At 63.3% G+C, this 25,128-nt stretch carries 24 protein-coding genes; 16 read left to right on the forward strand and 8 right to left on the reverse strand.

The features are described 5' to 3' along the window. Window positions 1-297 precede the first annotated feature (297 nt). The 7 genes from KM135_RS16345 (at window position 298) to KM135_RS16375 (ending at window position 8,779) form a co-directional block, all read left to right on the forward strand. A complete protein-coding gene (locus KM135_RS16345) occupies window positions 298-2,622 on the forward strand; it encodes a DUF2460 domain-containing protein (RefSeq protein ID WP_221715106.1) in 2,325 nt (774 codons plus the stop codon). Beyond that, window positions 2,619-3,440 carry a DUF2163 domain-containing protein gene (locus tag KM135_RS16350; protein WP_425517077.1) on the forward strand — a complete coding sequence of 274 codons (822 nt, stop codon included), beginning with the start codon at window positions 2,619-2,621 and terminating at the stop codon, window positions 3,438-3,440. The genes KM135_RS16345 and KM135_RS16350 overlap by 4 nt, the downstream gene beginning before the upstream one ends. Next, entirely contained in the window at window positions 3,437-3,853 is a 417-nt protein-coding gene (locus tag KM135_RS16355) for a peptidoglycan endopeptidase (protein ID WP_221715107.1), read from the forward strand. Before KM135_RS16350 ends, KM135_RS16355 begins: the two co-directional genes overlap by 4 nt. Next, a complete protein-coding gene (locus tag KM135_RS16360; RefSeq protein WP_221715108.1) occupies window positions 3,853-6,057 on the forward strand; it encodes a phage tail protein in 2,205 nt (734 codons plus the stop codon). The genes KM135_RS16355 and KM135_RS16360 overlap by 1 nt, the downstream gene beginning before the upstream one ends. A 32-nt stretch (window positions 6,058-6,089) precedes the next feature. Beyond that, window positions 6,090-6,590 (forward strand): DUF2793 domain-containing protein, encoded by a 501-nt coding sequence (locus KM135_RS16365; RefSeq protein ID WP_343228213.1) that lies wholly within the window; start codon window positions 6,090-6,092, stop codon window positions 6,588-6,590. Between the two features lie 192 nt (window positions 6,591-6,782). Beyond that, window positions 6,783-7,844, forward strand: a complete 1,062-nt coding sequence (locus KM135_RS16370; RefSeq protein WP_221715109.1) for an OmpA family protein — start codon at window positions 6,783-6,785, stop codon at window positions 7,842-7,844. 197 nt (window positions 7,845-8,041) lie between these two features. Next, window positions 8,042-8,779 (forward strand): Bax inhibitor-1/YccA family protein, encoded by a 738-nt coding sequence (locus KM135_RS16375; protein ID WP_221715110.1) that lies wholly within the window; start codon window positions 8,042-8,044, stop codon window positions 8,777-8,779. Between the two features lie 84 nt (window positions 8,780-8,863). Here the strand turns inward: KM135_RS16375 and KM135_RS16380 are convergent, their stop codons facing one another. The 4 genes from KM135_RS16380 to KM135_RS16395 all read right to left on the reverse strand — a co-directional run bounded on the left by KM135_RS16380 (window position 8,864) and on the right by KM135_RS16395 (window position 13,030). Next, window positions 8,864-9,499, reverse strand: a complete 636-nt coding sequence (locus KM135_RS16380) for a glutathione S-transferase family protein (protein ID WP_221715111.1) — start codon at window positions 9,497-9,499, stop codon at window positions 8,864-8,866. Window positions 9,500-9,552: 53 nt separating this feature from the next. Beyond that, window positions 9,553-10,251, reverse strand: a complete 699-nt coding sequence (locus KM135_RS16385) for a DUF7379 domain-containing protein (RefSeq protein ID WP_221715112.1) — start codon at window positions 10,249-10,251, stop codon at window positions 9,553-9,555. A 96-nt stretch (window positions 10,252-10,347) separates the two neighbouring features. Beyond that, window positions 10,348-12,684 (reverse strand): ATP-dependent Clp protease ATP-binding subunit ClpA, encoded by a 2,337-nt coding sequence (gene clpA / locus KM135_RS16390; protein ID WP_221715113.1) that lies wholly within the window; start codon window positions 12,682-12,684, stop codon window positions 10,348-10,350. A gap of 145 nt (window positions 12,685-12,829) precedes the next feature. Then, window positions 12,830-13,030 (reverse strand): DUF1192 domain-containing protein, encoded by a 201-nt coding sequence (locus KM135_RS16395; RefSeq protein WP_221715202.1) that lies wholly within the window; start codon window positions 13,028-13,030, stop codon window positions 12,830-12,832. 153 nt (window positions 13,031-13,183) lie between these two features. On the opposite strand from KM135_RS16395, the gene KM135_RS16400 reads away from it, so the two are divergent. The 7 genes from KM135_RS16400 (at window position 13,184) to KM135_RS16430 (ending at window position 20,806) form a co-directional block, all read left to right on the forward strand. Further along, window positions 13,184-14,182 carry an NAD(P)H-quinone oxidoreductase gene (locus KM135_RS16400; protein ID WP_221715114.1) on the forward strand — a complete coding sequence of 333 codons (999 nt, stop codon included), beginning with the start codon at window positions 13,184-13,186 and terminating at the stop codon, window positions 14,180-14,182. A 261-nt stretch (window positions 14,183-14,443) separates the two neighbouring features. After that, complete coding sequence (locus tag KM135_RS16405; RefSeq protein WP_221715115.1) at window positions 14,444-15,298, forward strand: flagellin N-terminal helical domain-containing protein; 855 nt, start codon at window positions 14,444-14,446, stop codon at window positions 15,296-15,298. A 249-nt stretch (window positions 15,299-15,547) separates the two neighbouring features. Continuing rightward, the gene (locus KM135_RS16410; RefSeq protein WP_221715116.1) at window positions 15,548-16,177 is read left to right on the forward strand and encodes a glutathione S-transferase family protein; all 630 of its coding nucleotides are present in this window, start codon (window positions 15,548-15,550) and stop codon (window positions 16,175-16,177) included. Between the two features lie 93 nt (window positions 16,178-16,270). Beyond that, a complete protein-coding gene (locus tag KM135_RS16415) occupies window positions 16,271-17,110 on the forward strand; it encodes a UDP-2,3-diacylglucosamine diphosphatase (RefSeq protein WP_221715117.1) in 840 nt (279 codons plus the stop codon). Continuing rightward, a complete protein-coding gene (locus KM135_RS16420; protein WP_221715118.1) occupies window positions 17,107-18,162 on the forward strand; it encodes a glycosyltransferase family 4 protein in 1,056 nt (351 codons plus the stop codon). The genes KM135_RS16415 and KM135_RS16420 overlap by 4 nt, the downstream gene beginning before the upstream one ends. 141 nt (window positions 18,163-18,303) lie before the next feature. Next, window positions 18,304-18,954, forward strand: coding sequence for a DUF1013 domain-containing protein (locus KM135_RS16425; protein ID WP_221715119.1), 651 nt, complete (start codon window positions 18,304-18,306; stop codon window positions 18,952-18,954). 157 nt (window positions 18,955-19,111) lie between these two features. Continuing rightward, window positions 19,112-20,806 (forward strand): long-chain-fatty-acid--CoA ligase, encoded by a 1,695-nt coding sequence (locus KM135_RS16430; RefSeq protein WP_221715120.1) that lies wholly within the window; start codon window positions 19,112-19,114, stop codon window positions 20,804-20,806. A 95-nt stretch (window positions 20,807-20,901) separates the two neighbouring features. On the opposite strand, the gene KM135_RS16435 is transcribed toward KM135_RS16430, so the two are convergent. After that, complete coding sequence (locus tag KM135_RS16435; RefSeq protein WP_221715121.1) at window positions 20,902-21,111, reverse strand: hypothetical protein; 210 nt, start codon at window positions 21,109-21,111, stop codon at window positions 20,902-20,904. A gap of 141 nt (window positions 21,112-21,252) precedes the next feature. On the opposite strand from KM135_RS16435, the gene KM135_RS16440 reads away from it, so the two are divergent. Then, entirely contained in the window at window positions 21,253-21,489 is a 237-nt protein-coding gene (locus tag KM135_RS16440; RefSeq protein ID WP_343228214.1) for a hypothetical protein, read from the forward strand. A gap of 81 nt (window positions 21,490-21,570) precedes the next feature. Here KM135_RS16440 and KM135_RS16445 read toward each other — a convergent pair whose 3' ends face one another. Genes KM135_RS16445 through KM135_RS16455 form a run of 3 tightly spaced genes read right to left on the reverse strand, consistent with a single transcriptional unit; the run spans window position 21,571 to window position 23,599 of the window. Beyond that, the gene (locus tag KM135_RS16445; protein ID WP_221715122.1) at window positions 21,571-21,945 is read right to left on the reverse strand and encodes a response regulator; all 375 of its coding nucleotides are present in this window, start codon (window positions 21,943-21,945) and stop codon (window positions 21,571-21,573) included. Further along, window positions 21,942-23,414, reverse strand: coding sequence for a sensor histidine kinase (locus KM135_RS16450; protein WP_221715123.1), 1,473 nt, complete (start codon window positions 23,412-23,414; stop codon window positions 21,942-21,944). The genes KM135_RS16445 and KM135_RS16450 overlap by 4 nt, the downstream gene beginning before the upstream one ends. A 2-nt stretch (window positions 23,415-23,416) precedes the next feature. Further along, a complete protein-coding gene (locus KM135_RS16455) occupies window positions 23,417-23,599 on the reverse strand; it encodes a hypothetical protein (protein ID WP_221715124.1) in 183 nt (60 codons plus the stop codon). A gap of 152 nt (window positions 23,600-23,751) precedes the next feature. On the opposite strand from KM135_RS16455, the gene KM135_RS16460 reads away from it, so the two are divergent. Further along, window positions 23,752-25,116 (forward strand): PQQ-dependent sugar dehydrogenase, encoded by a 1,365-nt coding sequence (locus KM135_RS16460; protein WP_221715125.1) that lies wholly within the window; start codon window positions 23,752-23,754, stop codon window positions 25,114-25,116. Window positions 25,117-25,128: the final 12 nt, after the last annotated feature.

The raw sequence follows: 25,128 nt of genomic DNA on the forward strand, positions 1-25,128 counted from the left end.
CTGCAAATGGCTCGCCCCAATTAGTTTCAGATTGCCGGGTACTCGACGCGCAAGCCGAACGAACTTGCGGCTAGGGCAACGCCGCCGAAGCGCCGTGCGCGGCGCGCGCTCGAGTTCACGTCCGTGCCGAGCACCGCCAGCGCGCCATCCGCGAGCGCCGCAAAGTTACTTACCCTCCAGGGTGCAAGGCGCTGTGGAAGCGCTGCAGCAAGCCCGGCCGCAGCATGTCGGGCGGGTCGTCGTGCGCCTGATGTTGTGCGGCACAGTGCCAGACCATGCAAGAAGCGAGGACATGCCATGCCCTACTGGCTCGCGAACGAGCGGCGCAGACAAGAAACCAACGTCATCAAGCGCTTCTCGCCGCCCTATTGGACGGTCAATTTTCCGCGGCCGATGATGGCATCGGTCGTGACGACCGCTGACGGGCTGCGGGTCGATGTGACCTTCCATACATCGGGCGATCTGGCCGGTCTCATCTGGGAGTCGGAGGACCGCTGGGACCATCCTCTGCTGCGCTACGAGACACGGCGGGACTATGGTGGATGCCGCCTGCGCTTCCGTTGGCGCAGTGCGAGTGTCACAGCGCTCGATGCGATCAACGGCCCTGTCCTCACTGTCGAGGGTCGGGACGCGGAAGGCCTCTCGCGCACATGGCATGTGCGGCTTTGGAATTATGCTGTGGGCGAGCCGGACGATGCGCTTATCGCGCTCGATTTCGATGCTCTGGTCGGTGGCTTCCTTCTGCCCGACGAGGCAGATCCGGTTCACACGAAGGACATTGACCGCTTGTTCATTGCGCTCGTGCCCGAGGCCTATGACGGTGAAGGCAATGCGCTCCCCGGCGCTGTGGAAGGCTGGGTCGAACTGAGCGACCTGTCCTGTGACGGCTCCGGATCGGTCCTATCGATCGGCGATATCATGGTCCCCGAGAATGGCCTGTCGATCGCCACGGGTTATGACGATGCCTATAACCAGACGCCTGAGCGTCTGCTGCGCCAGGCTCTGGCCTTGGGTTATCGAGGGCCGATCAATCATTATGTCGGGATGAGCCACTATATGCGGCTGGAGCCGCTCGGTGGGGCGTTCCATGCAAGCCTGGCGGATGGTGCGCTGAACGGGCCGTGTGAGCGATGGCACGAGGATTTTGCGGCGCGATGCAAGGAACTCGGATTCGAACCGATCTTCTCGCTCTCCTATGAGCTGTTCGATGCGTATTGCCGGGACGACTGGAAGCAGCGTGCCTGGGACGGATCGCCGGCTTTGACGGGTTGGGTACCGCCATCGACCCTGCTGTCACCGGCCCACACGGGCGCGATGAACTATCTGCAAGAAGTTGCGCGCGCATTCGTGCGCATCACGCAGGAAGCCGGGCTTGCCGTAAAGTTCCAGATCGGGGAGCCCTGGTGGTGGATCATGCCGGACGGGCGGCCGTGCTTCTACGATGATGCGGCTCGGGCCGCATTTGGCGGAACGCCGCCGGAAATCGAGAGCGTGCGCGATGATCTCGATACTTTACAAATCGACTTGCTCGATGAGGCCGGCGCCTTGCTGGCCGCTTCTACCGCCGCGATCGCAGACGCCGTGCGCGACGAGAGTCCCGAGGCGGAACTGCTCCTGCTCGCCTATTTGCCTACCATCCTGGACTCCGCGGCGCCCGAGTTGCAGCGCGCCAATCTGCCGGTTGATTGGGCGTTGCCTGCTTTCGATCGCCTCCAGATCGAAGACTATGACTGGGTCACGGGCGGCCACGTCGCACGATCGAGGGCCGGCCGAGTAGCGATCGATCTGCGGCTCGGTTACCCACCCGATGAACAGCATTATCTGGCCGGCTTCGTGCCAGTGAGCTCTTCCGCAGGGGGAAGAGCGCTCGCCTGGGGGCGGATTGCGGAAGCGGCAGCAGCCGCGCGAACGCGGGGCCATGCCGCCGTCTTCATCTGGGCCTTGCCGCAGGTAGCGCGCGACGGCTTCACCTATTTCGACCTTGCGGGAGATGGCGACGTGCAGGCCTTCGACGATCTTTCCTTTCCGCTCGATATCGGCAGGCGCGCCCAGGTGGCGCCGGTCTTTTCGACCCGCGTGATCGAGAGCGTATCGGGCCACGAACAACGCAGCACGCAATGGGCGGACGCGCGGATGCACTACGATGCCGGTCCCGGCGTCCGATCCGAGGCGGACATTGCGGCGTTAGTCGCATTTTTCCGCGCACGGCGCGGCGCGGCGCGGGGTGTCCGGTTCCGCGACCCCTTCGACGATGGATCCGGCGCGTTCGGGACGGAACCGACGCCGCTCGATGAGGTGATCGGGACGGGCGACGGCGCGAGAACGAGCTTCCGATTGCAAAAGGCCTATGGGGTCGGCGAGGAACAGGTTCGCCTCATTACGAGGCCGGTTGAGGGATCCATCAGGGTAGCGGTCAATGGCCTCGAAGTAAGTTCCGGCTGGTCGCATTCCGGACGCGGCGCGATCGACTTCGATGCGGCGCCTGATGTGGATGCCGTAATCACCGCCGGTTTCCTGTTCGATGTGCCGGTGCGCTTTGCGGAAGACCGGCTGGAGATCGATCGTGAGACCTTCGCCGCCGGGATCGTGCCGTCCGTGCCTCTGGTGGAGATCCGGGAGTGACCGCCGCGTCCGAGATCTTGTCGCAGTCTCTGACGGCCTTCGCCTTCTGTTGGCGCCTTGAGCGGCGTGACGGCGTCACGATCGGCATCACGACCCATGACCGTGTCCTCGATATTTCCGGTCTGACCTATCATCCAGCCCCAAGTATCGCGCCGAGCGCGATCCTGCGGGGTGGGGATGGCGCGGAGGAAATCCTGGACGTGCGCGGAGCGCTGAGCTCCAACGCGATCAACGAGGCGGATCTTGATGCCGGCCGCTGGGACGGCGCGTTGACGCTTCTGCACCTGACCGAATGGACTGAGCCAGGCGCTCTTTGGCTGGAGCTGGCGCGCGGGGAACTGGGAAGCGTCAGTCGTGAGGGCGGGACCTATTCGGTGAGCTTGCGTAGCGGCGCAGGCGCGATTCTGGCTCAGCCAGTCGTTCCGATAACCAGCCCGACCTGCAGGGCGAGACTTGGCGACGCGGCCTGTCGCATTGACCTTCGCCGGCACCAGCGGATCGCTGCCATCATCGGCCAGGTCGATAGCACGGTTCAGTGCGGCGCGCTGGAGCCGGGTGTCTATCCATTCGGTCAATTGCGATGGCTTGGCGGCGCGAATGCCGGGCTGGCCCAGGCGATTGTCGATCAGGAGGGTGACAGCCTGTTTCTCGCCCAGGCGCCAGCCTTCGCGGCGATCGAAGGGACGCACGTGCTGTTGACCGAGGGGTGCGACAAGCGGCTGGCGAGCTGCGTTTCGCGAATGCCGAGAATTTCAGGGGCGAACCTCATCTGCCCGGCATGGACCTTCTCACCCGCTATCCCGGGAGTTGAACAATGACTCTAGGCGAACGGATCGCAGCGGAAGCGCTGGGGCTCGTCGGCGTGCCTTTCCGCTTGCATGGTCAGACTGAGAACAGCGGCCTCGACTGCGTGGGCCTTGCCGCACTCGCAATGCGGCGCGCCGGCGCAAGTCTCGGCGCGCTGCCGGTCTATCGCATTCGCGGCATGGGCTTGGCGCGCGTCGAAACGCTGTTGCGAGCGGCCGGGCTGAAGCCCGCCGCTGGCAATCATCCCGGCGATATCCTCGTCTGCGAGAGTGGAGCGATGCAACTCCATCTGATGATCGCCACGAACGAAGGCTGTGTGCATGCCCATGCCGGTCTGGGACGGGTCGTGCTGATGCCGGCACCGGGGCCTTGGCCGCTGCTTGGGCAATGGCGCGGGGTCGAGCACAGGGGCGAGGCGGGCTGATGGCGACTTTGATTCTGACGACGCTGGGCTCCGCGCTTGGCGGGCCGATCGGCGGCGCTCTGGGTGCGCTCGCGGGGCAGGCGATCGACAATCTGATCTTTCGCCCGGACGCGCGATCCGGCCCTCGATTGAGTGATTTGCAGGTCCAGACCTCTCGCTACGGCGCACGGATACCAAGCCTCGATGGCGCGTCGCGCGTCGCGGGTACGGTCATCTGGTCCACTGATCTGCAGGAAAGCAGATCGACGACGGGTGGCGGCAAAGGCCAGCCAGACGTTACGCGATTCAGCTACTCGGCCAGCTTCGCGGTCGCGCTGTCTTCGCGGCCGATCCAGGCCGTGGGCAGAATCTGGGCCGACGGCAATTTGCTGCGCGGCTCCGCAGGTGATTTCAAAACACCGGTGACGGCGTTTCGCCTGCACAAGGGGCTCGAAGGGCAGTCAGTCGATCCCTTGATCGCCGCCGACATGGGAGTGGGGCAAACTCCGGCCTATCGTGGCTGCGGCTACGCCGTTTTCGAGGGTTTGCAACTGGCGGATTTCGGAAACCGGATTCCATCGCTTACCTTCGAGATATTCGCTGACGACGGTCCGGCAGGCATCACGGCCATCGTCTCCGATCTGGCGGCGCAAGACATTCCTTTCGATGGTGACGAGGAGGAGCCCTCGGTCGTCGGTTTCGCTGCGGAAGGAAATACGCTGCGTGACGCCGTCGAGGACATGCTCGGGACATATCGGCTGCGATGGCGCGAACGGGACGGCGCCATTGCACTCGTTGCGGCGAAATCGTCGGATCGTGTTCTGGCGGCATCGGACGAAGTCCGATCTGCGGACGGCGAGGCACTCTCATCGAAATCGAAGCAGCGGGAAGCGGTGGAGTCTTTGCCACGCCAACTCGCGATCCGACATTATGACCCTGACAGGGATTTTCAGCTCGGCATTCAGACGGCGGAACGATCTGGCCCGGGCGAGCGAAGCGAAGAAATCGGCCTCCCGGTCGTCATCGGCGCGGCCGATGCCCGGCGGCTCGCGGATCGTAGCCTGCGAGCGGCAATGCGCGGACGCACGACGGTCCGCAGAGCCATGTCCTGGGCAGCGCTGGATCTTTCGATCGGCGATGTCGTGTCTATGGAAGATGAACCCGGGCGCTGGTTGGTCGAAGCTTGCGATTGGGAAGGACAAGCCGTTCGTCTGCAATTGCGTGCCGTCGAGGTGGGGACGCGGGCGGCGATTCCCGCGGGAACCTCCGGCGCACCGGTGTTGCAAGCGGACCTTGTGCAAGGCGCAACTATCCTGTCCATTGTCGAATTGCCGCCGACGGGCATCAGTCTGGTCGATGCACCCACCGTCTTCGCAGCCGCCACCGGCGACGATGCCGGCTGGCGCCGCGCGGCTCTGTTTCGCTATCGCGCCGATCTTGAGGCGGCAGAGCCGATCGGCAGAACTGCGGCGTCTGCGGTAACAGGCGTGGCAGCCACGGTCTTGCAGGATGGAAAGCCCTGGAGGATCGACAGGCGAAGCAGCGTCGAAGTGGTATTGCACGATGCGAGCGATGTTCTGTCGCAAGCTGACGATGCGGCGCTGCTTGATGGCGCCAATCTTTGCCAGATCGGCGATGAACTGCTGCAATTTGCAAATGTTGAGCTCGTGGGGCCGCGCCGCTACCGCCTCAGTCACTTCGTTCGCGGTCGGCAGGGTACGGAATGGGCCTGCGCGTCGCATCTTGGCGATGAGCCCTTCGTACTCATCGATCCTACGCACCTCACAGCTGTCGAGACGGACCGGTCTCAGATCGCCCAACTGCTTGAATTGCGAGCGATTGGAAGCGGCGACCTTGTGCCGGCGGAAGCTTCACGACTTATCGACGGCCGCGCAATGATGCCCGTCTCGCCAGTGCATGGGAAAGTCCTTGCGCTGCCAGGTGGAGACCTTTCGATCGGCTGGATCCGGCGAAGCCGATTGGGCTGGACGTGGGGAAATGGAGGCGATGTGCCGCTCGCGGAGGAGCGAGAGCTCTATCTCCTGAGAGCCGTGGCCGATGGGCTGATCCTTCGGGAATGGGAAGCGAACGGGCCGCTCGCCACCTACGCGGCGGCGGCCTTTGCCGAAGACCTGGCGGCAGCAGGATCGGCAAGCCTCCAAATAGAGGTCAGGCAGAAGGGAATGTGGGGTTTGAGCAAGCCGCTCGTCCTCGATCTCGTCTGAAGCAACCAGACACGAGAAAGTCAGGAGACATCATGATGGCGCAAACGGATCGTTTGGGCCTGCCGCTGCTCGCGGCGGGACAGGCCCAGAAGGAACTCACCCACAATGAGGCGCTGGGCCTGATCGACATGACCGTGCAACTCGTTGTCGAGAGTGCGGATCTCGATACGCCCCCCGATGCGCCGGAAACCGGTCGATGCTGGATCGTCGCGACGGGCCCTGGCGGCGTCTGGTCGGGCAGAGCGGGGCAGGTTGGCTGCTGGACTGCGAATGGCTGGCTTTTCGCACAGGCGAAACGTGGATGGTCGGCCTGGGTGGTGGATCGGCAACATTCGATGCGATTTGATGATCCGGATTGGGTGGATGAGCCCGCGCGCAACGACGGCTATTACGTAGAGGGTGATCGCGTCGTGGGCTTTCGGCAGCCCGCGATATCGGGCCCGTCGGGCGGGGCCGTGCAGGACGTCGAAGCCAGGACAATCCTCGATGCAATGCTGGCCGCGCTGCGGGCGCATGGACTGATCGATACATGACCAAGTGCGCCGCAGCGTCAGCAATGGAGCGCCGCAAACTTCGCGAAGTCGATAAAAGTTCCCAACTCTGTGAAAAGTCGTAAAAACTGCGCCATTTCCGCAACAGGCGGAGATTGCGCGCTTGAATCTGTTTTCGCGGAATACTACAGCGGCAATGCAGCATTGTTCGATTAACTCTGAAAGGGGAAAGATATGCGGAAGCTTGGCATTGCCATAGCGCTCGCGTCGACCGCGATGGCCTCGCCGTCGCTCGCCAAGGATAAGGCTTGGTACATTGGCGCCGACATCGGTGCGCTGATTGCCGAGGATGCCGATTCGCAGTATGCGACCGGTGTGACGGCCAACACGCCGCACAAGGTTGGTTACGATGCTGCCGGTACGGTCGGCTACGACTTCGGCGGCTTCCGCCTCGAAGCCGAGTATTCGCACAAGAAGGCGATGAACAAGACCAGCAGCTATTCGGTTGCTCCGACTTCGCGCGCTGGTGGTCAGGCTCGCGTCGATAGCCTGATGCTGAACGGCCTGATCGACTTCGGTCCCGACGATGGCCTGCAGGGCTTCATCGGCGGCGGTATCGGTGTCGCTCGTTCGAAGATTTCTCTCGCCGACACGCGCGATTCGGATAGCGGTCTTGCATGGCAGGCCCTGGCTGGCATCCGCTATCCGGTGACCGAGAATGTCGATCTATCGCTCAAGTATCGCTACTTCACGCATGACAATGTGAAGCTGCGTAGCGTCGCAGGCACGGCACTCGAGACCGAGTTCAAGAGCCACAGCCTCTTGGCCGGCATCGCATACAACTTCGGTGGCGCCGAGCCGCCTCCGCCGCCGCCGCCGCCGCCGCCGCCTCCGCCGCCTCCCCCGCCGCCTCCGCCGCCTCCGCCGCCTCCGCCGGTGGCTCAGTGCGCGCCCGGGCCGTACATCGTGTTCTTCGAATGGGACAGCGCCGACATTACGCCGGACGCCGCCTCGATCCTGGACAACGCGGTTTCGGCTTATGCGAACTGCGGCAGCGCGCAGGTCATGCTGGCCGGCCACGCCGACAAGTCGGGTTCGCCCAAGTACAATGTCGGTCTGTCCGAGCGTCGTAACACCTCGGTGCGCGGCTATCTGACGTCGAAGGGTATCTCCGACGGTGTGATCTCGTCCGAAGCCTTCGGTGAGGCGCGTCCGCGCGTCGAAACCGCTGACGGCGTCCGCGAGCTTCAGAACCGTCGCGTGGAAATCACCTACGGTCCGGGTTCGGGTTCGTAAGAAATCTGGAGCGCCATCTGACGATGGCGATCCGATGAAGAAGGGGCCGGGTTTCCGGCCCCTTTTTTGTTGTGTATCGAGATCATGACGATCGATCTTGAGCCGATCGCCCGGTTTTGCTTGAAACAGTTATCGCGAGACACGATATTGTTGCCACAAGGCCGGCGTCGGTGCCGACCGTCAAGGAGATGACGAAGATGGCGAACTGGCCGGATCCCCGCGCGACCTCAGCGGGATATGACGGCGCCTCGGCGAGCGCAGCCGATGTCGCGTTCGACGCGGGACTGCGTTCCTACATGCTGTCGATCTACAATTATATGGCGAGCGGCGTGCTGGTGACTGGTATTGTCGCTTTGCTGTTTGCGCAGAGCGGGTTTGCCGCGCAGATTCTGATGGGTCCCGGCATCCTCAAATATGTGCTGATGTTCGCACCGCTCGTGTTCGTGATGGTGCTGAGCTTCGGAATCAACCGACTGCAGACCAGCACGGCGCAACTTCTCTATTGGGCCTATTGCGTGGTCATGGGTCTCTCCATGGCTTCGATCTTCCTGGTTTATACCGGAACCTCGATCGCCCAGACCTTCTTTGCGACGGCTGCTGCCTTCGCGGGCCTCAGCCTCTACGGTTACACGACAAAGCGCGACTTGTCGGGCTTTGGCACGTTCCTCATCATGGGGGTGATCGGCCTTCTCGTCGCATCGCTGATCAATCTTTTTCTTCAGTCGAGCGCGCTGTCCTTTGCGATCAGTGCTCTGGGCGTGCTGATTTTCGCCGGTCTGACCGCCTATGATACGCAGAAGCTGAAAAGCATGTATGCCTATGTCGCGGGGACGGACATGATGGGCAAGACGGTGATTATGGGAGCCTTGTCGCTCTATCTCGATTTCATCAACATGTTCATGTTCCTGCTGCGCTTCATGGGCAGCCGCGACTGATCGTCGCATTGAAATCCAAACAAAAGGCCCGGTGGACAATGGTCCTCCGGGCCTTTTCGTTTTCGGCTTGCTGAACTTTGCCGATCAGCCGACTGCCTGCATCTCGGCGATCAGGGCGTTGTCGATTTCCTTGGCATGCCGATAGGCTGCCCGCTGCCGGAGGCGTTCGGCATAGGCCTTGAACCTAGGCCTGTCCGGCATGGAGCCGAACTGCAATCCCCAGTCGATCTGCGCGCCGACATAGACATCGGCGGCCGTAAAGCGGGCGCCGCAGATATAGTCCCGGCCCCTCACCGCACTCTCCAGCACGTCCATGGTGCGCTCATACGTGCCATAGCCGAACATTCGCTCGCTGCCCGGCTTGCCCGCAAAACCGGCCGAGCGATTGGTGACCGCCGCCTCGACCGGACCGGCCGCGAAGAACGTCCAGCGATAATAATCGGCCCGCTCGTCGGCCCGCGGCGCAAGGCCGGCCTCCGGGAAACTCTCGGCGAGATAGGCGCAGATCGCCGCACATTCGGTCACGATCTTGCCGTCATGAACGATCGCCGGCACCTTACCCATCGGATTGATCGCGAGGTAGGAGGATGACTTCATGCCGTCATCGCCCTCATAGCCCACAATGTGCGCGTCATAGGGCTCTCCGATTTCCTCGAGCATCCAGCGAACGATCTGCCCGCGCGACATAGGATTGGTGTAGAACTGGACTTTTTCCGCCATTTTCACCTCCTGCTTATTGTTCGAACATAACAGGAACAAATGGGCGGCGCGAGTCAATTCGCACCCGATGTCTCCGGGTGCTCGAAGCGTCCGTGGCTGAGGAAATGCACGATCTGGCAATGCGCCGATGCATGATAGGGCAGCATGCTGTGCGACAGCGGCAGGATGATGTGGTCCGCCGCTTCCGGCAGTCTGGTGGATGCGACGCTGACTTTCCCATCGCTTGGTTCGGGCACGAGTCGTGCCGCGGCAATCGGCATGATCGGCCGGCTGCCCGCGATGATCCCTACCGGATAATCGATTCTCCCGAGCATCGCCTCGATCTCGGCCGGCCGCTGCGTCACCAGCGCAGGCGCGGCCCGGCCAAGGATCGGGCGCAGCAGGGCCATACCGTTCAGAAAGTCCGCGATCTCGCTGCCGCCATTTGGCGTCCCCAGCATGACGACATGGCCAAGATTGCGTGGGCGACGGGAGTTGATCAGCGCACGCGCGACCAGGCCGCCCATCGAGTGCGCCACGATGTGGAGCGGTCCTGTACTTGTTTCATCCAGGTCGTTCAGCTGTGTGCCGAGCCGATCGCACACTTCCTCCAAGGTAAGTCCCCAGCTGTCGTATCCGACCTCGCAAGCGCGATAGCCGCTTCTGGCAAGCATGCGGGCCAGTGGCCGGTTCATCCCACGAAACCCGGCAAAGCCATGAAGAACGAGGACCGTCGCTCGCTCCTCCTCCGTTTCAGCCGCGGTGACATGCATGTCTCGTCTCGGTGCCCCGTTAATTCAAACCGAAACAAACGGCCTTCGAAATCGCTTCCGAAGGCCGTTCAATCAGGTGCTTATCGCGGGCGCCGATCAACCCTTCGGCGCGCTCACCTTCGGCTTCTTACCGCCGCCTGCTTTCGGAGCCGGCCCGCCCTTGCCGCGTTTTGGCGCCGCAGGGGTGATTTCAAAGGTCAGCGCTTCGTCCTTCAGGCGCACATGCACCTCGCCGCCATTGACGAGCTTGCCGAACAGCAATTCTTCGGCGAGCGGCTGCTTGATCTTCTCCTGGATCAGCCGGCCCATCGGGCGGGCACCATAGAGCTTGTCGTAGCCGCGGGCAGTCAGCCAGTCGCGCGCCTCGTTGTCGAGCGTGATGTGGACATCGCGATCGGCAAGCTGCAGTTCGAGCTGGATGACGAACTTGTCGACGACGCGGGCGACGACTTCGGTCGGTAGATAGCCGAACGGCACGATCGCATCGAGACGGTTACGGAACTCCGGCGTGAACATGCGTTTCACCGCCTCGTCGCTCGCATCTTCCTTGCTGATGTCGCCGAAGCCGATGCCTTCCTTCGCCATGTCGGAGGCGCCGGCATTGGTCGTCATGATCAGGATGACGTTGCGGAAGTCGACAGTCTTGCCGTGGTGATCGGTCAGGCGGCCATTGTCCATCACCTGCAGTAGGATGTTGAACAGGTCCGGATGGGCCTTCTCGATCTCGTCGAGCAACAGCACGCAATGCGGGTTCTGGTCGATTGCATCGGTCAGCAGGCCGCCCTGATCATAGCCGACATAGCCCGGAGGCGCGCCGATAAGGCGGCTGACCGAGTGTCGCTCCATATATTCCGACATATCGAAACGCTGGAGAGGGATGCCCATGATCGTCGCGAGCTGACGGGCCACCTCGGTCTTGCCGACACCGGTGGGGCCGGAGAACAGATAGTTGCCGATCGGCTTGTCGGGATCGCGCAGACCGGCCCGCGACAGCTTGATCGCGGAGGACAGCACCTCGATCGCCTTGTTCTGGCCGAAGACCACGCGCTTCAGATCCGTTTCCAGCGATTCCAGCACCGACTTGTCGTCGGTGGACACCGTCTTGGGCGGGATGCGCGCCATGGTCGCGATCACCGCCTCGATCTCCTTTGGCGTGATCATCTTCTTCCGCTTGGAGGGCGCCACCAGCATCTGCATCGCGCCGACCTCGTCGATCACGTCGATCGCCTTGTCCGGCAGCTTGCGGTCGTTGATGTAGCGCGCCGACAGATCGACGGCCGCCTTGATCGCGTCCGGCGTGTACTTGACCGAGTGGTGGTCCTCAAAGGCCGAGCGCAGACCCATCAGGATCTTGATCGTGTCCTCGATCGTCGGCTCGTTCACGTCGATTTTTTGGAACCGGCGCAGCAGCGCGCGATCCTTTTCGAAGTGATTGCGGAACTCCTTGTAGGTGGTCGAGCCGATGCACCGGATCGAGCCGCCGGAGAGCGCGGGCTTGAGCAGGTTGGAGGCGTCCATCGCGCCGCCCGAGGTTGCGCCCGCACCGATCACCGTGTGAATCTCGTCGATGAACAGGATGGCGTGCGGCATCTTTTCCAGTTCGGAGACGACGGCTTTGAGCCGCTCCTCGAAGTCGCCGCGATAGCGCGTGCCGGCAAGCAGCGAACCCATGTCGAGCGAGTAGATCACCGCTTCGCGCAGCACGTCGGGCACTTCGCCCTGAATGATCTTCCGTGCCAGGCCTTCGGCGATGGCGGTCTTGCCGACGCCCGGATCACCCACATAGAGCGGATTGTTCTTGGACCGGCGGCACAGAATCTGGATCGTGCGGTCGACCTCGGAGGTGCGGCCAATCAGCGGATCGACTTTGCCTTCCTTGGCCTTCTCGTTGAGATTGACGGTGAACTGGTCGAGCGCGCCGTCCTTTTTCTTGCTGGCCTCGGTCTTCTTCTCTTCCTCGGCAGGCGCAGCCTTGGGCTGCTCGGGCGTACTCGCGCCCTTGCCCACGCCATGGCTCAGATAGCTGACCGCATCGAGCCGGCTCATATCCTGCTGCTGCAGGAAATAAACCGCGTAGCTCTCGCGCTCGGAGAAGAGGGCCACCAGCACGTTCGCGCCGGTCACTTCCTCCTTGCCGGATGACTGCACATGCAGGATCGCGCGCTGCACGACCCGCTGGAAGCCACTGGTCGGCGAGGGGTCCACGCTGCCGGAGACCTTCAGGCTCTCCAGTTCCGTGTCGAGATAGTGCGTCACGGTGTCGCCCAGCTCGCCGAGCTCCACGCCGCAGGCCTGCATCACCTTGGCTGCATGCTCATCGTCGATAAGCGCGAGCAGCAGATGCTCCAGCGTCGCATATTCGTGATTTCGCTCGGTGGCGTGCGCCAGCGCGTTATGCAGCGTGGTTTCGAGGGCGGGGGCGAAAGAAGGCATGTCTATCTTACTCCTGCGGCCTGAGAGCCAGGCCGAGACCTGACCAATGTCGGAACCCGCCCGGTCGCCTTCAAGAGCATCCCGTAAGCATCCCGACTTTGCGAAGGCCGATATCCGCCCGGAGGCGATCCTGCCTTCCCTCTCCTCATTTCTTGAATAGCGCTTCGGCGCTTGCTTTATGGTTAACGGATTGCGTCATCTTCGCCCGCGTCCGCTCGATCTCGGCGGCGAGTGCCGCAATGCGATCCTCCAGTTCGGAAACGGACAGCCTGTCCAGATCCTGACGCCCGATCTGCGCGATCAGGTCGTCGGGTCGCGCCCGGGGTAAGGCGTCATCGAAATCCATCGCGGCCATGCTCGCGCCAAAGGGACGTCAAGTCAACGACAGACATGCCGGAGCGTTCCAGGCGACTTTAGTATGCATGTGGGGATGGCCTTTTGCTCTGCGGTGGCTAGACAGGAAGACGGAGAGGCAGGATCGCAGGGAGAACGGCGAACAATGGCATTGCCTGAGCGGATGCGCGCGGTCGCGATTACGACCCCCGGCGGACCGGAAGTGCTTGTCGAAACGCAGGTCGAGCTTCCCGTGCCGGGGCCAGACGATGTCCTCATCGAAGTGATCGCCGCGGGCGTCAATCGGCCGGACGTGTTCCAGCGTAAGGGCAGCTATCCGCCGCCGCCGGGCGCTTCGCCGCTCCCGGGGCTGGAAGTCGCCGGCACGATCGTCGCCGTTGGAGTCGATGTCGATCCCGCCGTCATCGGTGAGCGCGTCTGCTCGCTGGTGGCCGGCGGTGGCTATGCCGAATATGCGCTGGCGCCTTACGGGCAATGTCTGCGCGTGCCTGACGTCCTGTCGATGGAAGAGGCGGCGGCATTGCCCGAAACGCTGATGACCGTCTGGCACAATCTCTTCGAGCGGGCTTATGTCGTCACGGGCGATTCCGTGCTCATCCACGGCGGGACGAGCGGTATCGCCACCATGGCCATCTCGCTCTGCCGGATGTTCGGCATCACCACGATCGTCACCTGCGGTAGCGATGCGAAATGCAATGCTGCACTCGATTGGGGCGCCGGCCATGCGATCAATTATCGCACCGAGGATTTCGTCGAGGCCGTGAAGCGCATCACCAATGGCGCGGGCGTCACCGCCGTCCTTGACATGGTCGGGGGCGATTATGTGCCGCGCAATCTCGATTGCCTGGCCGAGGACGGCCGCCACGTCTCGATCGCGGTGCTTGGCGGTGGCAAGGCGGAGATTGCGATCCGGAATCTGATGGTGCGGCGACTCACCATGACGGGATCGACGTTGCGTCCGCGTTCGCCCGGCTTCAAGGCGCTGTTGATCGACGAGATCAAGCGCAATGTCTGGCCGCATGTCGAGGAGGGCGATCTGCGCCCGGCCATGGACCAGACCTTTCCTCTTGCGCAGGCATCCGCGGCCCACGCGCGCATGGAGGCTGGCGACCATGTCGGAAAGATCGTCCTGAAAGTACGCTGACAGCGAGGGCGCTCGGGCGGCGCGCTCGCAGGCCTGAAAATATCACAGGATGGTGGTATCGTGGGGCATGCTTCACGGCATTTCACAGGAGCATTTACCATGTCGCGATTCAGGTCGCCGCAAATGGAGATTTTACAAATATCTGATATGCAATGGAAATATGTGAATTTCGGGCTCCTGTCGATGCGCCTTTTCATGGTTTGGAATTTGTTAATCCCTAAGCCGTAAGGTTAATGTGCTGAATAGATTGGGGACTGGACTATGACTGTTATCGCATCCAATATTTCTGCGATTCGTGCCCAGAACGCCAGCGCCAAGGCCAATAGCGGCCTTGCGGTGGCCATGGAGCGCCTGTCGTCAGGTAAGCGTATCAACTCCGCGAAGGACGATGCCGCCGGCCTCGCCATCGCGACCAAGATGACTTCCGAAATCCGTGGCCTCGCTGCCGCGGCGCGCAACGCCAATGACGGCCTCTCGGTGACGCAGGTCGCGGAAGGCGCCATGGGCGAAGTCTCGAACCTGCTGCAGCGTATGCGCGAGCTGGCTGTGCAGGCTTCCTCCGGCACGGTGAGCCAGAGCGATCGTACCTCGATCCAGGCGGAAGTCACCGAGCTGACCTCGCAGATCACCAACATCGCAGGGCGCACCAGCTTCAACGGCATCACGCTGCTGAACGGTTCGACCACGACGACGACGGCCGTGCAGGTGCGCGTGCAGGTCGGCAACAACGCCGGCGAAACCGTCGATGTGTCGATCGCGTCCATGAACCTGGATGGCCTCGGCCTTTCGTCCGGCTCGCCGCTCACGGGCTGGGACGACGCCGACGGCACCACGGCAGCCTCTGCGCTGACGCTGATCAACGACGCGCTCGACACGATCGCATCTGCCCGAGCCACGATCGGTGGTCAGCAGAGCCGTCTCGAAGCGACGATCAACAATCTGAACACGACCATCACGAACCTGTCCGACGCGCGCTCGCGCATCGAGGACGCCGACTTCTCGGTGGAATCGACGGCTCTGGCCAAGAACCAGATCCTGTCACAGGCCTCGACAGCGATGCTCGCCCAGGCGAACCAGAGCCAGCAGGGCGTGCTGAGCCTCCTGCGCGGCGGCTAATCCCGGGACAAACGTTGACGGCGGCTCGGATCGACCGCCGTCCAATCCGTCCCCATGAATACCGGAATGGTCTCGTCGCGCGCATGACCGCGCGTGACGAGACCGGACCGCCCACATCCTCGCGCGGTCTCGCGGCGGGGCTTTTCGCGTTGACTGCGTATCGTGTCGCAGCCTGACCGGTCCGGCGCACCGTCTTGCAATTGCCTTTCGCCGAAGAAAACGGCAGGAGGCCTGCAAGGTGAGAGACCGATGCAACAGCTGATCCTTCATGAATATGCCCCCTCGGGCAATTGCTACAAAATCCGATTGACGGCCGCTCTGGTTGGTCTGCCGATCGAGCGACGCAATTACGACATCATGAAGGGCGAGACGCGCACGCCGGATTTCCTCGCCAATGTGAATGCCAATGGCCGCATTCCCGTGTTGCAGATCGGGGATCGTTTTCTTCCGGAGAGCAATGCCGCCTGCTGCTGGCTGGCGACCGGCTCGGCACTGATTCCGGATGATCGGTTCGATCATGCCGACATGCTGCGCTGGCTGTTCTGGGAGCAATATAATCACGAACCCAATGTCGCGACGTTGCGCTTCTGGGTCCGGTGGCTCGGCGAGGAGGATGGCCTGAGCGATCTCCAGCGCGCCCAATTGCCCGGCAAGCGCGCGGCGGGCGAGGCGGCGCTTGATCTGATGGCGGCCGAACTGGAGCAGCGCGACTGGCTGGTCGGCGGCGCGCCGAGCCTCGCCGATATCTGCCTGTTCGCCTACACGCATGTCGCGCGGGACGGGCATTTCGATCTCGACCGCTGGCCGGCGATCGAGCGCTGGATCGAGCGCGTGAAGGCGCTTCCGGGCTTCGTCCCGCTCGGGGACGAAGGTCCCTGACATGACCTCAAAGCGTCATATTCCAAGCAGAACTGTCACATTATTCGGCTAGGGCGCGCCCAGAGATTACATCTCGCTTGGGGTCTTTAGCGCATGAATGCGATCAGCTCTCTTGAACCGGAACGGTCCGTAAAGGACGGTCGTTCGCGCCTTCACTACCGTACCATCTGGATCAGCGATATCCATCTCGGCACAAAGGGATGCAATGCCGAGATGCTGATCGATTTTCTCGACAGCGTGGACAGCGACATGCTGTACCTGGTTGGCGATATTGTAGACGGCTGGCAGCTCAAGAAGCGGGTCTACTGGCCGACCGCGCATAACGACGTGGTCTGGCGTGTCATGAAGCGCGCGCGGCGCGGCACGCGCGTCATCTACATTCCCGGCAATCACGACGAGATGTTCCGCCAGTTCACCGGCATGAGCTTCGGCGGCGTCGAGATCCGCCGCAAGAAGATCCACACGACGGTAGACGGCCGCAAGCTGCTGGTGCTGCATGGCGACGAGTTCGACGCGATCATGCTCGCGCATCGCTGGCTCGCCTTCGTGGGCGACGCCGCCTACACCGCGCTGATGACGGTCAACCGGCACGTCAACCGCGTGCGCCGCTGGTTCGGCATGCCTTACTGGTCGCTGTCCAAGATGGCCAAGCACAAGGTCAAGAATGCCGTGTCCTTCATTTCCCGCTTCGAAGAGATCGTCGCGCACGAGGCCGAGCGCCGCCACGTCGATGGCGTTGTCTGTGGCCATATCCACACGGCGGAAATCCGCCAGTTCGGTAAGATCACTTATTATAATGACGGTGATTGGGTCGAAGGCTGCACCGCTCTGGTCGAGCATCATGACGGCACGATGGAAATTCTCCATTGGGCCGATGTGATGGCGCGGCGCCATGCCGAGCGGAAGGCGCCGCGGCTGGAGCTGGCCGCTTGAGTCACGTCGGGCCGGGAAGCGCGCGACGCATCCTGATCGTGACCGATGCCTGGTCGCCGCAGGTCAACGGCGTGGTTCGCACGCTCCAGTCCGTCCGCGCGCAGCTCCAGCAGCTGGGGCATGTCGTCGAGGTGATCGGGCCGGATCGTTTCGCGACCCTGCCGTGCCCGACTTATCCAGAAATCCGCCTCGCCATGGCCGCGCCACGCACCATCGGGCGGCTGATCGGCGCCTTCGCGCCCGATGCGGTCCATCTCGCGACCGAAGGCCCCTTGTGCCTCGCCGCGCGCCGCTGGTGTCTGCGCCATTTCTATCCCTTCACCACGGCCTATCACACCAATTTCCCGGACTATGTGCAGAGCCGCACGGGCCTGTCGGCGGACTGGTTCTGGCCCTATTTCCGTTGGTTCCATGGCCCCGCGAGCGCCGTGCTGACGTCGACCCCGTCGATCCGCGCCGGGCTGCATCGCGCTGGCATCCACCAGACGCATCATTGGGGCCGCGGGGTCGATCTGGCGCTGTTCAGGCCGGACGGCGCGGCCCATCCCGCTTATGCGGACCTGCCCCGGCCGATCCTGCTGCACGTCGGCCGTGTCGCGGTCGAGAAGAATATCGAGGCTTTCCTCGCGCTCGACGTGCCCGGCAGCAAGGTCGTGGTGGGCGAGGGGCCGTGGCGCGCCGCGCTGCAGACGAAATATCCGGATGCGCATTTTCTCGGCCTGCAGACCGGCGAGCCGCTCGCGGCTGCCTATCGTGGCGCTGATCTGCTCGTCTTCCCGAGCCGCACGGATACGTTCGGCCTGGTCATGATCGAGGCCCTCGCTAGCGGCACGCCGGTCGCGGCCTATCCCGTCATGGGGCCGGTCGACGTGCTGAACGAACAGGTCGGCGCGATGCATGAGCGGCTCGAAGTCGCCGCGACCCGCGCTCTCATGCTCGATCGCGCGGCTTGTGCCGCTTATGGCGCACAGTTCAGCTGGCGCCGCAGTGCTGAGGAATTTCTGAGCAGTCTGCACTGGCTGGATCGCCAGCACCTGCCGCGCGCCGCCTGACGCGCGATCAAATCGCGCAAGGCGCAGCGGACGCTTGCCCAAAAAGCCGCAATGCCTTATCTGTAAGCAGGATCGAGGCCATCCCGTGAGGGGTGGCCCTGTTTATTTGCAGAGAAGGATTTCGCCGTGGCTCAGCCGCTCATGCCTCACGCAACCGCCAGCTGGCTCGTCGACAACACCGCGCTTGGCTTCGATCAGATTGCCGAATTCTGCGGTCTGCACATTCTCGAGGTTCAGGCGATCGCCGACGACACGGCGGGCACGAAATATACCGGCCGCGATCCGGTGCGCGCGCATGAGCTCTCGATGGACGAGATCCACAAGGGCGAGAAGGACCCGAATTATTCGCTGGTGATGCTGAAGGGGCCGGACCCGGTCCGCCGCACCAAGGGCCCGCGCTACACGCCGGTCTCCAAGCGTCAGGACAAGCCGGACGGCATCGCCTGGATTCTGCGCAATCACCCGGAAATCTCGGACGGCGCGATCGGCAAGCTGATCGGCACGACGCGCACGACCATTGCCGCGATCCGCGACCGCACCCACTGGAACATCGCCAACATCCAGCCCAAGGACCCGGTGACGCTCGGCCTCTGCTCGCAGCGCGAGCTCGACGCGCTGGTCGCCCGGGCTGCCAAGAAGGCCGGCATCGAGGCGCCGACCGACAACCGTCTGGCTGGTGACCGCGAGGCGCTGATCGCCGAGCTGCGCCTTGAGCGCGAGGAGGCCAATCGCCGCGCCGAGGAAGCCCTGAAGGCCGAGGAAGCGCTTTTCTCCAGTCAGAATGAAGGCTGAGCTTTTCTCACTTCGAGCTGATTGACGGACATGGAACGGGCGGCGCCGACCAACGGCGCCGCCCGATTCGCATCTGCCTCGCCAGACGCCCTCTGCCACGCCGGCGCATCAGCGCTTGCGCATTGCGTTTACGTAAACGTTAGCTTAGATTTCTCCGATGGAGAGCGACCGCTGGGTCTGGCAGGACCATTATGATCATCCGACGGCTTGGGAGCAGAGCTATGCGCCCCTGTCGCTGCCCGATATGCTCAAGGCCGGTGCGGAGGCAGATGGCGCGCGCCCGCTGGCCGACTTTTACGGCCGCAAGTACAGCTACGCCGAATGCTACGATGCGGCGCGCCGCTTCGCCTGCGGGCTGATCGATCTCGGCATCAAGCCGGGCGATCGCGTCGGACTCTATCTGCCCAATGTCCCGCACTATATCGCCGCCTATTACGGGTCGATGATGGCCGGCGCCATCGCGGTCAATTTCTCGCCGCTCTATACGGTCGAGGAGCTGACGCATCAGGCCGAGGACAGCGGCACGCGCTTGCTGGTCACCATGTCGGCGCACCCTTTGTTCGACAATGCCGCGGCGGTGCTCGAGACGTCCTGCATCGAGCGCCTGATCGTCGGCACGGTGGCCGAGGCGCTTCCGGTCGCCAAGGGCCTGCTCTATCGCCTGTTCAAGCGCTCCAGCGACGCCCGCATCCCGGACGATCCGCGCATCCTGCGTTATGCCCATGTCGTCGCCAATGACGGTGCGCGCACCTTGCCTGCGATCGATCCCGAGCGCGACCTTGCCTTGCTGCAATATACTGGCGGCACGACCGGGCGCCCCAAGGGCGCGATGCTGACACACCAGAATCTCACCGCGAATGCGCGGCAGGTCAACCAGATCGATCCGCACAGCGAACTGCCCGACCGCATCCTGGGCGCGTTGCCGTTTTTCCATGTGTTCGCCAATACCGCCGTGCTCAATCGCACCGTCGCCAATCGCGGCGAGATCGTAATGTTGCCGCGCTTCGATTCCCGGCAGGTGCTGGCGGCGATCAAGCGCACGCGCGCGACCTCGCTGCCCGGCGTACCGACCATGTTCCAGGCACTGCTCGATTGCCCGGATTTGCCGCGCGCCGATCTCTCCTCGCTGCGCGTCTGCATTTCCGGCGGCGCGCCGCTGCCGCTGCCGCTCAAGGCCAAGTTCGAGAGCATCGTGGGCGCTCGGCTGGTCGAGGGCTATGGCCTTACCGAGAGCAGCGGCGTCGTCTCGGTCAATCCCTATGAAGCGCCCGGCAAGACAGGGTCGATCGGCCAGCCGTTTCCCGCGACCCGCGTGATCCTGCTCGATCGCGAGGATCCCACGCGCCGCGCGCCGCCCGGCGAGCCGGGCGAGATGGCGATTTCCGGCCCGCAGATCATGCGCGGCTACTGGAACAATCCGCAGGCCGATGCTGAGGTCTTCATCAACGGCTATCTGCGCACGGGCGACGTCGGTACGATCGACGATGACGGCTATATGCGCGTGGTCGATCGCATCAAGGACATGATCGCTGTCGGCGGCTTCAAGGTCTTCCCGAGCCAGGTGGAAGAGGTGCTCTATCGCAATCCCGCCGTGCGCGAGGCATTGGTGATCGGCATTCCCGACGATTATCGCGGCGAATGTCCCAAGGCGTTCGTGACGCTGTGGCCGGACAAAGCGGAAGACTGGACCGGCCTCACGCTCAAGGACTGGCTCAATCCGCAGCTCGGCAAGCATGAGCGCGTCTGCGCGGTCGAGGTGAGGGAAAGCCTGCCCAAGACGCTCGTCGGCAAGCTCTCGCGCAAGGAACTCGTCGCCGAGGAACGGGCGAAGGCCGGACTCGCTCAGGGCTGAGGAGCCGCACCCTCCCGGTTTCTTCAGTGGGGACTATATCGAAGAAACCGGGAGGGGGGCCGGCGACGCGTCCAACGGGTCGCAACGGCGGAAATTCAGTGGACGGTGCCCATGGCCTGATCGACGGAGAGCAGGACGAGCATCCGCTCGATCTGGCGCCAGTGGCAGAAATGGATGTGGTTGCCGCGCTCGCGGCTCTGGTCCGCGCGCATCGCCGCTTCGACTCCGGCATGATCGCCAAAGGCCTCGATCAGCGCTGCGGCATCGTCGTAGCTGCGACGATCGACGAGAATCGGGAGATGCATGTCTTGCCCTTATATGTTGCCAGGCCACCCGCCGGCTTTCAATCAGATGATCCAAGCGGCGTGCCAGTTTCGGCGATTGGCGGTTTCGCGGCCGCGAGCTGGTGAAGCGGCTCTTAGCCATTTCCTGTTTCGGGACAGGCCGTGCCGGATCGGTACGGCTGGCATCCCGCAGCGGGACGTGGCAAGGGCAAGGCCATGACCGATCCCACGCCTCCTGACCGTCGGCCGCGCCTCGGCGGCGGCGCGCCCATAGCCCTTCTGACGATCGCCGGAACCATCATTGGCGGCCTGCTCGGCCAGCCCAGCATCGGCCTGCTCACCGGCCTTGGAATCGGCGTGCTTGTCGCGATCGCGATCTGGCGGCTGGGACCGCGTTAGAAGTTACTCCAGGAAGGCGGCGAGGGAGCTTCCAAGACGCTTCGGCCTCGCTCCCGCCGCGCGATCCGCTGGATCCCAAGGTCAGAACAGCGATTGCAGCGCTCGGGACAATGTCGGCAACTGATAAGGCTTGGCGATGACCATATGGTCCGGGTAGCGCTCACTGACGCCTCTTGGACCGTAGCCCGTCGCAAACATGAACGGAACCGCTCTGGCGGCAAGCGCATCGGCGACCGGATAGACCTTCTCTCCGCCAAGATTGACGTCCAGAACGGCGGCATCGAGATCACGGCCCAGCGCGACAATCCGATCAAGCGCCTGCGTCACCGTCGCGGCCGATCCGGCAATCCGGCAACCGAGAGTTCCCAGAAGCGTTTCCAGCATCATGGCGATCAGCGTTTCGTCCTCGACGATCAGGATGCGTAAACCTGCCAGCGATGATCCCGCGGCCGTCATGCCGGCATGACCTTGGCCGAGACGGGGAGGGACATCGCGCAGCAGAGCCCCGCTGAGTCAAACGACAAGTCCAATTTTCCCTCCAACTCGCGTTCCACGCCCTGCTGCACCATCCGCAGCCCGAAACCGCGATGCTCGGTCGGGCTGACCTCGGGTCCGCCGGTTTCGCGCCAAAACAGTCGGATGACGGGCACGCCGTCCACGTCGGTCTCGTGCCAATGCACGTCAACACGTCCGCCGGTCCTGGACAATGCACCATATTTGGCGGCGTTCGTCGCAAGCTCGTGGAACGCCATGTGGAGCGTGAGCGCGGCATTGGGGCTGAGCGTGATTGCGATACCGTCGATCCCACGGGTGCCGGTCTGTCCCGGATCATCATAGGGGGCCAGTGTGCCTTCCACGATTTCGGCCAGAGATGCACCCTCCCAGGACCCTTGCGTCAGAAGGTCGTGCGCACGGGCGAGCGCAACGAGACGGCCGTCGAGACTCTCGTAATATTGGTCCAGCGTTGGCGAGGTCACGCGGCTCAGCAGAGCAATCGACTGCACGCTCGCCAAACTATTTTTGACCCGATGATTGAGCTCGTCGAGCAGGACACGCTGTCTGAGCTCCACTGCCTTCCGTTCGGTGATGTCACGGACGAATGCGCAGAAGCTGACGACGTCGCCCTCGTGGATGGGCGTGATCGACAGTTCGATCGGAAATTCCTGCCCATCGCGGCGCAAGGCCGTCAGTTCGATCCGCTTGTTCAGCACCTTTGCTTCGCCCGTAGCGAGATAGCGTTCCAGGCCCATTTTGTGCGCGGCGCGATAGCGCTCCGGCATGATCGTTTCATCAACCAGCCGGCCGAGCGCATCGGCAGGCGGCCAACCGAATATCGCTTCCGCCTGCGGGCTCCATTCGGTGATCCTGCCCGAATGGTCGATCGTGACGATCGCGTCGAGTGCGGTCTCCACAATGAGTCGGTTACGTCGCTCGCTGGCGTGCAGGGCTTCCTCGGCACGCCGCTGCTCGGTGATATCGGTCGAGATGCCGAACACCGCATAAGACAGGCCGGCCTCGTCGCGCAGTGGAGTCTTCACCGAGACATAGGTGTGCAGGCCATCATCGAGCGGCGCCGTTTCCTCCTCGGTCAGCGCGGTCTCCGTCACCGCGACTCGCTCATCCATCGCGCGGAATGCGGCCGCGACATCGTTCGGGAAAAAGTCGAAGTCCGTCTTGCCGATCACCTGCGCCCGCTCGAGCCTGAAAATGTCGATATAGCGTTGATTGACCATTAGATATCGGCCGGCCAGGTCCTTGACGTAAATGACGGCGGGACTGTTCTCGACGACTGCCTCGATCAACCGTTGGTGCCGGCGCTGCCGTCTTTCGCGCCTTGCGAGCCAGCCGGCCATGAACAGCGCCACCACCGCAAGAGCCACGGCGGCCGTCACCGCGAGATATGCGAATCCCGGGGATGCGATCATGGTCACGTCGTCAACCGACACATCGATGTGCTTGCCGGTCCGGACAGGAGGCTGGTGAGAGCGGCGAGATCGACAGTCCAGCCCGTCATCACCGCGTCGCCCAGCAGGGCGACAACCGCGATGCCGGCCCTCGGGATCGTCGGTATTTTGCCCTGCCCGACCATCACATCGCCTCTCTCCGTCAAGCGCGGTGCCTTTGCGCTTTTTCGGGCTGATAGAGATAGTTGCTCGGCGGACCAATGGCTATAGAGCTTGCGCCGGACAGTGACATACCACGCTTCTGTCGAACCGGTGGCGCGCGGTTGCGCATCCGACTCCGGAGGCATAGATCAGCGCGATGAAAAAATATCTCCTCATGGCCGTTCTGGCATTCGTCATCGCGGCCGGCGGCATCTTCTTCTATTTCTCGCGACCGGACACGGCGCGTCTGGCGGAGAGCGACCTGGAAGGGCGTGAGCCGAAGTTCACGGCGCCGCGCAAGCAACTCATCCCCACGGTCGGCATTGCCGATCCGGTCGGTTGGGCCGCCAATGCCGCGCCGGTCGCGGCGCGGGGCCTGAAGGTCCAGCGTTTTGCAGCGGGCCTCGATCATCCGCGCTCGATGCTCGTCCTGCCCAATGGCGACATTCTGGTTGCCGAGACCAACAGTCCGCCGCGCGAGGCCGAAGGCTTCACCGACTGGGTGATGGGCAAGCTGATCGGCGCTGCCGGTGCGGGTGGCGCGTCGGCGAATCGCATCACGCTGCTGCGCGACACGGATGGCGATGGCGTCGCCGAGCAGAAGCATGTGCTGCTCAAGGGCCTCAATTCGCCTTATGGCATGGCGCTGGTCGGCGAGACGCTTTACATCGCCAATACGGACAGCCTGATGGCCTTCCCCTACAAGGAAGGGATCACGCAGATCACCGATGCGGGCCGCAAGGTGACCAATCTGCCGGCCAATGCGCCGAACAATCACTGGACCCGCAGCCTGGCGGCCAGCCCGACCGGCAAGCTGTATGTAGGCATCGGATCGAACAGCAACATCGCCGAGCGCGGTCTCGACAGCGAGGACTATCGCGCGCTCGTGCTGGAGATCGATACCAAGGCCGGTACGTCGAACGCCTATGCCAGTGGCCTGCGCAATCCGACCGACCTTGCGTGGAATCCCTGGACCGGCGGGCTGTGGGCCGTGGTCAACGAGCGGGACATGCTCGGCTCCGATCTGGTGCCCGACTATCTGACCGACGTGGAGTTTGCGGCCTTCTATGGCTGGCCCTGGAACTACTGGGGTGGCTATGTCGACAAGCGCGTCCAGCCGGAGCGGAACGATTTGCGCGAATATACGCGGCGGCCCGCCTTCGCGGTTGGCGCGCATACTGCGCCGCTCGGTCTCGTCTTCACGCCGGGCTCGGCGCTTGGGGCGCCCCTCGATCACGGCGCATTCGTGGCGCTGCATGGCAGCTGGAACCGCAAGCCGCTCGCCGGCTACAAGGTCGCCTATGTCGCCTTCAACGCCAAGGGCATGCCGCAGGGCAAGCTCGTCGATGTCCTGACCGGCTTCCTCAACGACAAGGACGAGGCGCAGGGTCGCCCGGTCGATGTGGTCATTGCCAAAGATGGCGCCCTTCTTGTCAGCGATGATGTCGGCGGTATCGTCTGGCGAGTAACCAATCCGGCAGGCAAGCCGACATCGACCGAGGCGACGCCCCCGATAGAGTGAACCTCCTGGGAT

Source organism: Sphingobium xanthum (assembly GCF_019737615.1).
GTDB classification, from domain to species: domain Bacteria; phylum Pseudomonadota; class Alphaproteobacteria; order Sphingomonadales; family Sphingomonadaceae; genus Sphingobium; species Sphingobium xanthum.